The organism is Nocardioides sp. PD653-B2, from assembly GCF_002117935.1.
Lineage (GTDB): Bacteria > Actinomycetota > Actinomycetes > Propionibacteriales > Nocardioidaceae > Nocardioides.
The window spans coordinates 1-12,773 of record NZ_BDJE01000057.1; the positions used below are offsets into that span (position 1 = coordinate 1).

At 71.6% G+C, this 12,773-nt stretch carries 11 protein-coding genes; 8 read left to right on the forward strand and 3 right to left on the reverse strand.

The genetic code is table 11. From position 1 onward, the window contains the following. Window positions 1-62: 62 nt before the first annotated feature. Window positions 63-1,331, reverse strand: coding sequence for a DUF445 domain-containing protein (locus PD653B2_RS21945; RefSeq protein WP_085874555.1), 1,269 nt, complete (start codon window positions 1,329-1,331; stop codon window positions 63-65). 45 nt (window positions 1,332-1,376) lie between these two features. Here PD653B2_RS21945 and PD653B2_RS21950 point away from each other — a divergent pair, with 45 nt between their 5' ends. The 7 genes from PD653B2_RS21950 to PD653B2_RS21980 all read left to right on the forward strand — a co-directional run bounded on the left by PD653B2_RS21950 (window position 1,377) and on the right by PD653B2_RS21980 (window position 8,675). Next, complete coding sequence (locus tag PD653B2_RS21950) at window positions 1,377-1,775, forward strand: adenylyltransferase/cytidyltransferase family protein (protein WP_085874556.1); 399 nt, start codon at window positions 1,377-1,379, stop codon at window positions 1,773-1,775. A gap of 100 nt (window positions 1,776-1,875) precedes the next feature. Beyond that, a complete protein-coding gene (locus PD653B2_RS21955; protein ID WP_085874557.1) occupies window positions 1,876-3,408 on the forward strand; it encodes an MXAN_6640 family putative metalloprotease in 1,533 nt (510 codons plus the stop codon). Between the two features lie 68 nt (window positions 3,409-3,476). Continuing rightward, a complete protein-coding gene (locus PD653B2_RS21960) occupies window positions 3,477-4,781 on the forward strand; it encodes an APC family permease (RefSeq protein WP_089504041.1) in 1,305 nt (434 codons plus the stop codon). 65 nt (window positions 4,782-4,846) lie between these two features. Beyond that, window positions 4,847-5,254 (forward strand): hypothetical protein, encoded by a 408-nt coding sequence (locus PD653B2_RS21965; protein WP_133059005.1) that lies wholly within the window; start codon window positions 4,847-4,849, stop codon window positions 5,252-5,254. Between the two features lie 25 nt (window positions 5,255-5,279). Beyond that, entirely contained in the window at window positions 5,280-6,083 is an 804-nt protein-coding gene (locus tag PD653B2_RS21970; protein WP_242665396.1) for a ceramidase domain-containing protein, read from the forward strand. Window positions 6,084-6,310: 227 nt separating this feature from the next. After that, window positions 6,311-6,712 carry a hypothetical protein gene (locus tag PD653B2_RS21975; protein WP_085874559.1) on the forward strand — a complete coding sequence of 134 codons (402 nt, stop codon included), beginning with the start codon at window positions 6,311-6,313 and terminating at the stop codon, window positions 6,710-6,712. Window positions 6,713-6,746: 34 nt separating this feature from the next. Continuing rightward, window positions 6,747-8,675 (forward strand): S24/S26 family peptidase, encoded by a 1,929-nt coding sequence (locus PD653B2_RS21980; RefSeq protein ID WP_085874560.1) that lies wholly within the window; start codon window positions 6,747-6,749, stop codon window positions 8,673-8,675. A gap of 10 nt (window positions 8,676-8,685) precedes the next feature. Here the strand turns inward: PD653B2_RS21980 and PD653B2_RS21985 are convergent, their stop codons facing one another. Beyond that, complete coding sequence (locus tag PD653B2_RS21985) at window positions 8,686-10,188, reverse strand: LLM class flavin-dependent oxidoreductase (protein ID WP_085874561.1); 1,503 nt, start codon at window positions 10,186-10,188, stop codon at window positions 8,686-8,688. Between the two features lie 101 nt (window positions 10,189-10,289). Between PD653B2_RS21985 and PD653B2_RS21990 the strand changes: the two genes are divergently transcribed. After that, window positions 10,290-12,377 carry a SpoIIE family protein phosphatase gene (locus tag PD653B2_RS21990; RefSeq protein ID WP_085874562.1) on the forward strand — a complete coding sequence of 696 codons (2,088 nt, stop codon included), beginning with the start codon at window positions 10,290-10,292 and terminating at the stop codon, window positions 12,375-12,377. Between the two features lie 168 nt (window positions 12,378-12,545). On the opposite strand, the gene PD653B2_RS21995 is transcribed toward PD653B2_RS21990, so the two are convergent. After that, window positions 12,546-12,773, reverse strand: a 228-nt coding sequence (locus tag PD653B2_RS21995) for an HNH endonuclease signature motif containing protein (protein ID WP_207568285.1), incomplete at its 5' end; no start/stop codon positions are given.

The following is a 12,773-nucleotide window of genomic DNA, read 5'->3' on the forward strand; positions in this document are numbered from 1 at the left end:
GGTTTCGAGACAGGCGCTGCGCGCCTTCCTCAACCACCGGGGGCGACAGGACTTCGTCCTCCTCAACCACCGAAGGTGACGCTGAAGGCGTGGATCAGCACGCCGACGAGGCCGCCGACGATGGTGCCGTTGATCCGGATGAACTGGAGGTCGCGGCCGACGTGCAGCTCGATCCGGCGGGCGGCCTCGCGGCCGTCCCAGCGCTCGATGGTGTGGGTGATGACGGTGGTGACCTCGGCGCCGTACCGCTCGACGGCGAAGACCGCGGCGTCCGAGGCGATGCCGTCGAGGCGGGCGCGCAGCGGCTCCTCGACGAGCAGGCGGTCGGCGAAGGTGGAGACCTCGGCGAGCAGCCGGAGGCGGACGGCGCCCTCGGGGTCGACCAGCGAGGCCTGGAGGGTGCGCCGTAGCGCGTTCCAGAGCGAGACGCTCGAGGCGATCACCTGGGGATGGTCCAGGAGCCGGTGCTTGAGGGCCTCGGTGCGCTCCTGGGTGTCGGGGTTGTGCAGGAGGTCCTGGGCGAGTTGGGCGAGCATCGAGTCCAGGGCCAGGCGAGCGGGGTGGCGTGGGTCCTCGCGGATGTCGACGATCCAGCGCAGCAGCTCGCGGTGGACCCGCGAGATCACCGCGTCGTTGAGCCGGGTCGGCGCCCACCACGGCGCCCGGTCGCCGAGCACCTCGGCGACGGTCTCGGGGTTGGCCACCAACCAGCGGTAGAGCTCCTCGAAGCCGAGGTCGACCAGGCCGTGGTGCAGGTCGTCCCGGACGGTCTCCTCGAGCAGGCTGCCGAGCAGCGGCGAGATCGGCTCCTCACGGAAGCGCGGCACCAGCGCGTCCCGGATCAGCCCCTCGATGTGATCGTCACGGACCCGGTTGAGGGCGAGCGACGCGACCTCGGCGGCCTCGTCGACGGCTCTCCGGGCGTGCTCCGGTACGGCGAGCCAGCGGCCGACCCGCAGCGAGATCGTGGCCGACGACACCCGCTCGCGGATGATGTCCTCCTGGAGGAAGTTCTCCCCCACGAACTCCTCGAGACCGCGACCCAGGTCGTCCTTGCGCTTCGGGATCAGCGCGGTGTGCGGGATCGGCAGGCCGAGCGGGTGCTTGAACAGCGCGGTGACCGCGAACCAGTCCGCGATCGCACCCACCATCGACGCCTCGGCGCCGGCGTTCACGAACCCGAGGAAGCCGTCCTGGCCGAGCGTCGCGACATACACGACGGCCGCCAGCACGAGCAGCGAGACCGCCAGGGTGCGCATTCGGCGCAGGCCCCGGCGACGTTCCTCGTCGGCTCCGGGGCTGGGCGTGATCATCGAGATGGTGGCCGTCATTGCCCGCCATCCTTCTCTACGGCACCGCATGCCAGAATCTCCCGCATGTCTCGCACGGTGATCACCTTCGGCACGTTCGACGTGTTCCACGTCGGGCACCTTCGGGTGATCGAGCGCGCCGCCGCCCTCGGCGACCGGCTCGTCGTCGGCGTCTCCGCCGACGAGCTCAACCTGCGCAAGAAGGGCCGCGAGCCGGTCTTCAGCCAGGCGGAGCGGCTCGCGATCGTGGCCGCTCTCAAGCCGGTCGACGAGGTCTTCGTCGAGGAGAGCCTCGAGCTCAAGCGCGAGTACATCGTGAAGTTCGGCGCCGACGTGCTCGTGATGGGCGACGACTGGGCCGGCCGGTTCGACGAGTTCGAGGACATCTGCGAGGTCGTCTACCTGCCCCGCACGCCCGCGATCTCGACCACCGCGCTGATCGAGAAGATCTCCGGCGCCAGCTGACCCGCACCGGCCCGGCGCGGGGGGTTTGGAGACCCCGCCGTCCCGGGCACGATCGACCCAGGGCGGCTCGGTGCCGCCACACCAATCTCGAGGGAGAACGATGCGCCGCTCGATCGTCGCCATCGTCGTGGCCACTGGCCTGACACTTTCCGTCCTGGCCGCAGGGTCACCCACCGCCACAGCTGACGACCCGCCGCCGGCGACCGACGGCCAGGCGCAGGCGGCGCTCGCGACCGCTCAGGCCGCCCTCGGTGACATCGGCGGGGCGGTCGCCGGGCGCCGTACGACGACCCCCCGTCCGGACGCGACCCTCGCGCTGCGCGACCTCTTCGTCGCCCGCGACCGGCTCAGCGGCGACGACCGCGCGCAGGCCGACGGGCTGCTCGCCCGGCCCACCGACGGCTCCGGAGACCGGTACGGCGACGGCTACACCGTGCCGGCCGCGAAGAAGTGCAAGGCCCACTTCTGCATCCACTGGGTCACCAGCACCGCGGACGCGGCGCCGAGCCAGGCCTGGGTCGACACGAACCTGAAGTACATGAACAAGGTCTGGCGCTCCGAGGTGAAGTCCCTCGGCTACCGCAAGCCGATCACCGACGGCCACCGCGGCGGCAACAGCAAGTTCGACGTCTACCTCAAGGAGCTCGGCTCCAAGGGCCTCTACGGCTACTGCGCCCCCGAGCGCCGGACCCAGAAGTACAAGTGGCTGGCCTCCGGCTACTGCGTGCTCGACAACGACTTCGCCCAGGCGCAGTACGGCGCGCCGCCCCAGGACAGCCTCCGGGTCACCGGCGCCCACGAGTTCTTCCACGCCGTCCAGTTCGCCTACGACTACGGCGAGGACGGCTGGCTGCTCGAGTCCACCGCCACCTGGATGGAGGAGCGGGTCGCCGACGACGTCAACGACAACCGTCAGTACCTCCCCGCCGGCCAGATCGGCGCCCCCGGACAGTCGCTGGACGTCTTCAACCAGCAGGGCTTCAACCAGTACGGCAACTGGACGTTCTGGGAATACCTCGGCCACCGCTTCGGCAGCGGCCTCGTGCGCTCGGTCTGGACCGAGGCCGGCGCGTTCCCGGGCGCGGGGCACCAGTACTCCGCGACCGCGCTCAAGCGCGTGCTCAAGAAGCACGGCGGTTTCAAGAACGTCTACCGCGCGTACGCCGGAGCCAACACGGTCCCGGGCCACTCCTACCGCGAGGGCAAGAGCTGGCCGACCGCGCCGGCCGCGGCGAGCTGGAAGCTGTCCAAGGCCGACCCGAAGGCCAGCAAGTTGCTGAAGGTCAACCACATGGCCGCGCGGACCGTGCTCGTCCGACCGGGCACCTCCCTGGGCAGCAAGCGCTGGAAGCTGCGCATCGTGGTCGACGGTCCGGCCGGCAAGACCGACCCCGCGGCGTACCTCGTCATCAAGCGCAAGCACGGCGTCTCCACGAAGGCGATCTCGCTCAACGGCAACGGCCGAGGCAGCACGAAGGTCCCGTTCAACGTGCAGAAGGTGCGCTCGGCGACCATCGTCCTGGTCAACGCGTCGACCCGGTTCGCCTGCTGGAAGCGCAAGTCGTACTCCTGCCAGGGCCGGCCCCGCGACAACAACCTGCCGTTCAGCGTGTGGACCACGGTCAGCCGCTGACCGGCTCGACCAGGTGGATCCGGACTGGCGCGCTGAAGGCGGAGCGTCCGCGGCCCTAGATTGAGCGCGTGACCGCACCGCTCGTCCCCGACCAGGCACTGCTCCCCGACGACCGCCCCGCCTCCGGGCTGGGGGTGACCCAGGGTGCCGCGCTGACCCTCGGGGCGGTGCTCGGGACGGGCGTGATCTCGCTGCCCGCGCTGGCGGCGCACGCCGCCGGGCCGGCCTCGCTGGTCGCCTGGCTGGCGCTGGTGCTGCTGTCGATCCCGCTCGCGACGACCTTCGCCGCGCTCGGCGCCCGTTATCCCGACGGTGGCGGGGTCTCGACGTACGTGCGGCGCGCCTTCGGCGGCCGACCGGCGACGGTCATCGGCTGGTGCTTCTACTTCGCGATCCCGCTGGGCGCGCCCGCGGCTGCGGGCTTCGCCGGTGCGTACGTCGCCGACAGCCTCGGCGGCGGACGCGGGACCCAGCTGCTCACGACCGCCGCGCTGATCGTCGTGGTCACCACCATGAACTGGTACGGGATCCGGGTCTCCGGCCGGGTGCAGCTGGTCATTGCTGCCGCGCTGGCCACGCTGCTCTTCGTCGCGACCGTCGTGTCGTTGCCGCACGCGGACCTCGGCAACCTCACCCCCTTCGCCCCGCACGGCTGGATGGCGGTCGGCAGTGCGGCCGCGCTGCTGATCTGGGCGTTCGCCGGTTGGGAGGTCGTCACCTCGCTCTCCGCCGACTACCGCGACCCGGCGCGCGACATCACCCGCGCCACCTGGATCGCCATCGCGGTGATGGGCGTGATGTACCTCGGTGTCGCGTTCGCGACCGTCGCGGTGCTCGGCGACGGCACCGGCAAGGCGCCACTGTCGGATCTGCTGGTGGTCGGCTTCGGCGAGCCCGCGCGGGCGGTCACCACCGTGGTCGCGGTGCTGCTCTCACTGGGCGCGATGAACGCGTTCTTCGCCGGCGGCGCCCGCCTCGGCGCGGCCCTCGGCCGGGACGCGTCGCTCCCCCGGTGGTTCGCCCACGGGTCGGTGGCCGGCGAGGTGCCGCGGCGCTCGCTCGCGGTGATCACCGGCGGCGCGCTGGCGACCCTCCTCGTCATCACCCTCACCGGCATCCCGGTGGAGCGGACCATGCTGCTGGTGACCGGCGCGTTCACCCTCGTCTACGTGGTCGGCACCGCGGCCGCGATCCGGCTGCTCCCCCGCGGCACCTGGGTCTGGCGGGGCGCCGTAGTCGCCTTCGCGTCGACGCTGGTGCTGCTCGGGCTGACCGGGCGCTACCTGCTGCCCCAGCTGGTGCTCGCGGTGGGCGCGATCGCGTGGACGATGCGGCCCAGAGCAGTCGCCCCCGCCGGCGCAGACCCGGCGTGATCGACCCGGTCGACCGTGAGGTCCGTGGCCGCATCCTGGCACGCAGGTCCGACGAGAATGCGACGATGTCCGCCATGTTCGCTCCGCGCCGGGTCGGCGCCGTCCTGCTGACGGCCGCGCTCCTGGTCGGCCTGACCTCCTGCCGGGACTCGGCGAACTTCGTGATGGCCGACGGCACCTACGTCCTCCTCGCCCAGCCGGGCGACGAGGGCGACGAGGCCCAGGTCCAGGGCACCGTGACCGTGATCGGCTCCTGCCTCGGCATCGACGACGCGATCGCGATCTGGCCCGCCGAGACGACCATCGTCGACACCGACCCGTTCACCATCCAGGTGCCCGACGTCGGCGAGGTCAGCGTGGGCGACCAGGTCGACGGCGCCGGCGGCGGCGCCACCATGGACGACCTCCCCGACGGGGTCGTCGTCCCCGACGACTGCGACGCGACGAGCGTGGTGACGTTCCGGGCCGGGTAGTCCGCCCACCGCATAGGTTGAGCGCGTGCCGACCCGGTCCTACCGTCCTCTCGTCCTCGCCGCCGCGGTGGCCGCCGTGTCGACCGGGCTGCTCGTGCTGGCCGTCGGCCAGGGCTGGCTCGGACCGGACGTCGGCCGTGGTGACGGCTTCTGCGAGGCCGCCCGGTCCGGGTGGGTGAAGCAGCCCGCCAACTCGTTCTCCAACCTCGGCTTCGTGGTGGCCGGACTGCTGATCGGCTGGCACGCCGGCCGACCCGACCGGCTCGGCGACGTGCTCCCCCGTCACGCCGGCCTGGCCGCGACGTACGCCTGCGTCGTGGTGCTCCTCGGGCCCGCGAGCGCCGCCATGCACGCGACCCAGGCCGAGGCGGGCGGCCAGCTCGACCTGCTGAGCATGTACCTCGTGGCGTCGTTCGCCGCGGCGTACGCCGTGATGCGGTGGGTGCGCCAGGGCCGGTTGTTCTTCGTGCAGCTCTTCAGCCTCTTCGTCGCCTTCTGCGAGCTCGTCGGCCTGTACGACGCGACCGTGCCGGTCGTCGAGCAGGCCGGCAACGTGGCGTTCGCGGCGCTGCTGCTGACCGCGGTCGTCCTGGAGGTGCGGTTGTGGCGCCGGCGCGAGAACGACGTGCACACCGACCTGCGCTGGGGAGCCGCCGCCCTCGGCGCGATCCTGGTCGCCTTCGCCGTCTGGAACGTCACGAAGTCGCTCTGGTGCGACCCCGGCTCGCTCGTCCAGGGCCACGCGATCTGGCACGTGCTGGACGCGATTTCGGCGTACCTGATGTTCCGGTTGTGGGCGAGCGAACGAATTCGAACGGGCTCTCAGTAAAGAATTTCCTGGAACGGTTTAAGCGCGGGAGTCGCGTGATACCTGTGGTCTAGATCTGATGTATAGATCACAGGTCTAGATCACGGTCGTGACTCGGCGCGGCGCCTTTGGGAGGGAGAGTCGCAGCATGCGCTCGCATGCCGCGCTGGGGTGGCGGGGTGGCGGTCGCGTGCGTCGACCTCTGAAGTCAATCCCCTACGGGGGACTGGATTTGGGGAGAACCACGCATGTCCAAGCAACTCATGCTCGCGCTCGGCGCGGGCGGTGCCGCCACCGCGGCGGTCGTCGCGTCGGCGGCCTCATTGGGGTCGGTCAACTCGACCGACCTGGGGGCCGGCACCAGCGTCATCGCCTCGTGCGACAGCGACAACATCGATGTCAGCTACACCACGGCGTACCAGACCGGCAACTACAAGGTCACCAGTGTGACTCTGAGCAACGTGGCCGCCGCGTGCATCGGGCAGCGGGTGAAGATCACGCTCGCCGACGGCACGGCCACACCGCAGGAGATCGACCAGGCGACACCGACCTGGACCGGGTTGCTCGACGCCCGGACCGCTGACTTCACCGTCGCGTCACCCCCACTGGCCGAGGACGTCGTCGGCGTCTCGGTGGTGATCAGCGGGTAGCGCCCGGCGCGGTCGCTCACGTTGGGGGGCGTGCATGGTCGAGCTGAAGCTGAAGACGCGGCGCCGCCGGTCCTGGCCGCGCCGTCTTCTCAGCGCGCTCGGATGGGCATTCAGCCTGATCGTGCTCGCCCTCAGCGTCCCGACGCCCTGGGGCCCGCCGCGGCTCGGCGTCACCGTGGTGTCCGGCCACTCGATGCTGCCGACCTACGACCCCGGCGACCTGGTGGTCACCTGGCGGACCGCGTCGTACCCGGCTGGCACCCCGGTCGTCTACAACATCCCGGCCGACCAGCCGGGCACCGGCCTCAAGGTGGTGCACCGGGTCGTCGACGTGCGACCCGACGGGACCCACGTGACGCAGGGCGACAACAACGACTCCGTCGACCCCTGGCAGCCACGCGACGACGACATCCGCGGGGAGGTCGTGCTTCGGGTGCCCCGCGGCGGGATCCTCCTCCGCTGGTTCGGGTCGCCGCTGGTGCTCGCCGTGGTGTCCGGCCTGCTCGCGGGCGCTTGGGCGTTCGGCAGGGTCAGCCGGGGCGGGGACGCGCCGGCCCCGGGCGGTGGCGCCCGCTCACGGCGGAGTCACCGCCGCAGGACGCCCCCGGGCCGGATGACGATGCGGGTGACGGTGGGCGTCCTCACGCTCGCGGCCGCGATGGGTGGCGGCACCGCGCGTGCGGCCGATCTCGGCCTGCTGACCGCCGACGACATCACGACGACCACCGTCTCGGCGGAGCTCGCTGCCAACCCGGTGTCCTACGAGCAGCACCTGACCAGCGAGACCGCGCTGCAGTACTGCGCCACGGTGACGGTCACCAACCACTCCGACCAGGCCGTCCAGTGGGAGATCACCCTCAACATCTCGGGCCAGCCCTACAACGCCAGCTCCGTGGCGTCGTCGTACGGCGTGACCACGGTGTCGTTCCAGCCCGACCTCTGGCGGGTGCGCGGCGCCGACTACAACGCGGTGATCGCCGCCGGCGGGACCTACGAGTGGGGCTACTGCGGCGCCCGGTCGCCGACCGGCCTCGTCGACGCCACGGTCAGTGTCGCCGTCACCCAGTCCGACGCGCAGTCGTACTGCGCGACGGCGACGGTCTCGACCACCTCGACCGACTGGATCCGCTGGCGCGCCACGCTCAACCACGCCACCGCCGGGATCAGCGACGACGCCTTCTGGCTGGCCGCGGAGCCGACCACCACCAACAGCATGACGACGGTCTCCTTCGACGCCGTCACCGGCACCTGGGTGACCCGCGGCGTCGCGAGCAACGAGTACATCCGCTCGGGCACCAACGCGACCTTCGGCTACTGCGCACCGTCGGGTGCGGCGTCACCCCTCGTGGACGCGACCCTGAGCGTCTCCATCACCAGCTCCGACAGCCAGCAGTACTGCGCCTCGGTGACCGCCTCGACGACGTCCGCGTCGTACGTGAAGTGGAAGGCGACGATCACCCACAGCACGCCCGGCCTCACCAACAACATCTACTGGCTCACCGCGGTGCCGACGAACCTCAGCAACGCCGCGACGGTGTCGTTCGACGCGAGCACCGGCACGTGGGTGCTCCAGGGCCTGCCCTACAACCAGCTCATCAAGGCCGGCTCTCCCGCCACGTGGGGCTACTGCGCGCCGACCAACCAGTCGGCCGACCTGGTCGATGCCACCGTGACGGTGACGCGCAACGGCACGAGCAGCACGCCAGGGGGCCAGTACTGCGCCGACGTGACCGTGTCGACCACGTCGACCGACTGGGTGAAGTGGCGCGCGGTGCTGACCCAGGCCACGCCGAACCTCTCCGGCGCCAACTACGTGCTGCTCACCCAGCCCACGAACTTCTGGAACGCGACGTCCATCGACTTCACGTCCGGGGTCGGGACCTTCCAGTGGCGGCTGCGCGGCGTGGGGTGGAACGACCTGATCAAGGCCGGCTCGCCGCAGACGTTCGGGTTCTGCCGCTAGGCACGTCTCCCTAGTAGAAGCCGTAGCGAGCCAGCGGCTCGACCAGCTCGCTCTCCTCGTAGGACAGGTGCGAGCGCATCGTGTCGGCGAGCAGGTCGACCGCTTCGCGGAGCCGGGCCAGCCCGTCGGGCTCCCCTGATGCGGACTCCCCTGATGCGGACGACGACACCACCGCGACCAGCGCCCGGTCGACGTCGTCGAGCACGCCGGCGATCACGTGGTGCTCGTCCTCGAGGCGGTCGATGACCGGCGCGAGGTCGGCGTCGCGGGCCCGCAGGTGCGGGAACATGCTCTGGTCCTCGATCGAGTGGTGGGTCGTGACCACCCGGCAGTAGGCCTGGCAGTAGGCGCCCAGGGCCCAGTCGTTCTGCCGCATCGTCATCGTGTTGATGAGCGACCGGGCCCGTCCCGCGTCGATGCTGCCGGCCTCGACCTGGTCGATCAGGTCGAACAGCTGGGCCAGCTCCGAGCGCAGGTGGTCGTGGACGTCGACGAGGTGCTGACCGGTCGCGCGCTCCTGCGCGGTCCAGGTGAGTGGGGCGTGCGGCGAGACGTACGTCGGCCGGGTCGCGTCGTCCCAGGGCGCCCGGTCGCTGAGGCGGGTGCCGTCGTCGGGGGTCGGGCGTACGGCGTCGCCGGCCGGGCCGACGTGGACGTCTCCCGTGGGCAGCGGCTCGTCCTCGCCCTGGCGCTCGTGCTCGTGCTCGTGCGGTGCCCGCGACCGCTCGGCCGCGACGAGGGCGCGCACCGCGGGGGCGACCTCGACGCCGTACCGCTGGATCACCGCGGGGTCGTCGCTGCCGACGATGAAGGTGCTCATCCCGTGGGTGAGCGTGAGCTCGGCGAGCTGTTCGGCCCAGGCCGGGTCGTCCGACGGGGTCACGTTGTAGAGCCGCCGGACCTGGACCGGATCGCGGCCCGCCGCGAGCGCAGCCTCGTCGATGCGGGCGTTGCGCTCGGCCAGCGTGTCGGGTGGGACGTAGGACTCGCTCGGCAGCCAGCCGTCGCCGACCCGGCCGGTGAGCGCGAGCATCCGCGGCCCGATCGCGCCGATCCAGATCTCCACGTCGTGCAGCGGCGCCGGGCCGGACCGCCAGGTCTTCTTGATCACGTCGATGCCGTCGGTCAGCGCGGCCAGCGCCTCGGCCGGCGTACGACGGGGCCCGCCCGCCGCCACGATGGCGTCCCAGAACGCGCCGGCTCCGATGCCCAGCTCCACCCGTCCACGGCTGAGCAGGTCGAGGCTGGCAACCGTCTTGGCCAGCACGAACGGCGGCCGCAGCGGCAGGTTGCTGACGTTGGTCGTCATCCGCAGGGTCGACGTCCGGCCCAGGATCGTGGCGATCAGCGCCCACGCGTCGAGGAACCGCTTCTGGTACGGGTGGTCCTGGATCGTCGCGAGCTCCAGACCCGCAGCCTCGGTGAGCAGCGCCAGCTCGACGACCCGGTCGGGTGCGGTCGCGTCGGGCGTGAGGAACGTGCCGAACTGGAGATCCTGGCCGTAGTCGGGCATGGCTCCATTCTGGCGGTCCGTTCCGACGTCGATCGAGGAGGGCGGGGAGGAGCAGGCCGACACGTCGCACCCGAGAGGGCTGATCGTGCGAGGATCCGAACATGACCGGTGGACCGGAGCTGCTGGACGACCTGGTGGTCGCCGCGCTCGCCCTGGACCCGACCGGCCGGATCTCCTACGCGAACGCCTCGGCCCGGGCCCTGCTCGCCGCGGAGGTCGGGGTCGCGGCTCGCGACCTCCTGCTCGAGGAGCCCGATCGGGGCGCGTTCGACGAGGTGCTCGCACGGGTGCTGGCCGGGTCGACCTGGGCGGGCGACCTGCGACTGGTGTGCGCCGACGGTCGGGTGCACGAGCTCGCGACGTCGTGGTCGCCCCACCGCGTCGACGCCGACGTCACCGGTGTCGTCGTGCTCGTCGAGGGCGGCGACACCTCGTCGGACGCCGGGCTGCTGGGCCACCGGATCAACCGGCTCGCATCGGTCAGCGCCGACCTCCTGGCCAGCGCGACCATCGACGAGGTGTCGGCAGTCGTGACCGAGCAGATGACGGCCGCGGCGGGTGCGACGGTCGGCTCCTTCTCACTGCTGGTCGACGACGAGACCCTGGCCCTGATCGGCATCCATGGCGGCGCCGAGGGCGTGGCGTCACGATGGGCGACCTTCCCTCTCGCCGGCAACACACCGGCCGCCGACTGCGTCCGCGCCCGCCGACCGCTGCTCCTCGACGGCCGCGACGAGATCCGGTCGCGCTACCCCGACCTCGAGTCGGCTGCGGAGGGCGAGCGGTCCATCGTGTGCCTCCCCCTCGTCGTCGGCGCCCGCGACCTGGGCGTGGTGTCCCTGTCGTTCCCCGGGCGGCGCCACGTGGACACCGCCGAGCTGCTGTTCCTCGAGCTGCTCGCCGCCATGGGCGCGCACGCGGTCGACCGGATCCAGGCACAGGACGCCGCCGCGGACCGCGAGGCGAAGCTCGCCTTCCTCGCCGAGGCCAGCGTCCAGCTCTCCGGCGACCTCGACTACGAGAGCACCCTGACCGCCGTGGCCGAGGCGGCGGTGCCGTGGTTCGCGGACTGGTGCGCGATCTCCCTCGAGGAGGACGGCCGGCTGCGCAACATCGCGGTGGCCCATGCCCATCCCGGGCACGCCTACCTGGTCGAGGAGCTCCAGACCAAGTACGCCGCCGACCCCGACGCGGAGCGCGGCACCCACCAGGTGCTGCGTACCGGCGTCTCCGAGCTGATCCCCGAGATCTCCGACGAGATGCTCGCCCTCACGGCGTACGACGACGAGCATCTGCGGCTGCTGCGCGCCCTGAACTTCCGCAGCGCGCTGATCTGCCCGCTGAAGTCCGGTGACCGAGTGCTGGGGGTGGTCACCTGGGTCGCCGGGGAGCACGGCCGACGGTTCGGGCCGGCGGACCTCGCGTTCGGCGAGGATCTCGCCCGGCGCGCAGCGGTCGCGATCGACAACGCCGAGCTGCACTCCGAGCTGCGCGACGTGGCGCTGCGGCTCCAGCACGCCGTGCTCCCCGAGCGGCTCCCGGACCTGCCGGACTGGACGACCGCCGTGGTCTACCGTCCGGCGGGACGCACGGACGTCGGCGGCGACTTCTACGACGTCATCGACCTCGGTGGCGGGCGGGTGGCGATGTTCGTGGGCGACGTGATGGGGCGTGGTGTGCAGGCCGCCTCGGTGATGGCGCAGATGCGGTCGGCGATCCGCACGCTCGTAGCGCTCGACGCGGACCCGGCGGCGGTCATGGACAGTCTCGACCTGGTCTTCGACCGGCTCGAGCTCGACCACCTCGTGACGGTGGCGTACGCCGTGACCGACCCCGTGGCCGGGACCGCCCAGGTGATCAACGCCGGGCACCCGGCGCCGCTGATACTGCGGCACGACGGCAGCCTCGACATCGTCGCGAACGGCGAGACGATGCTGCTCGGCGCCGGAGGCGGAGCGCGTGACGTGGCGACCCTCCCCCTCGATCCCGGCGACACGATCCTGCTCTACACCGACGGTCTCGTCGAGCGCCGTGGCGAGGACCTCGACGACGGGATGGCCCGTCTGATCGACGTGTGCCGCAACCGCGGCAACGAGCGCCTGGGCGACTTCCTCCAGCACATGATCGACGCGGTCCGCGACCCCACGCGCGACGACGACGTCGCCGCGCTCGCCGTCTGCCGACGCTAGCGTCAGGTCGTCAGGTCGGTCGGAGCTCTCGGCGCGGGCATGGGTGTGGCCCCGTCGGCGGTGGCCGGCGGGGTCGGTGGGTCAGGGATGTCGTTGGTGGGTGAGGTCGTTGAGGTAGACGTGGCCGTGGGGGCTGGTCCAGTGGAAGGTCCGGGCTGCGGTGCGTTGCTAGGTCCACCCGCCGTGGGTCTTGAGGCGGTGGTGGTGGCGGCACAGGGGTGCGAGGTTGCAGGAGCAGGTGGGTCCGCCCTGGTCGTGCTCGATGATGTGGTCGGCGTCGCAGGACCTGGATGGTCGGGTGCAGTGCGGGAACACGCAGGTGGGGTGGGTGAGGTTCACCTGTTCGCGGAGCAGTGGGGTGGGGTCGTGGCCTTCGTTCCACCGGTGTTCGTTGAG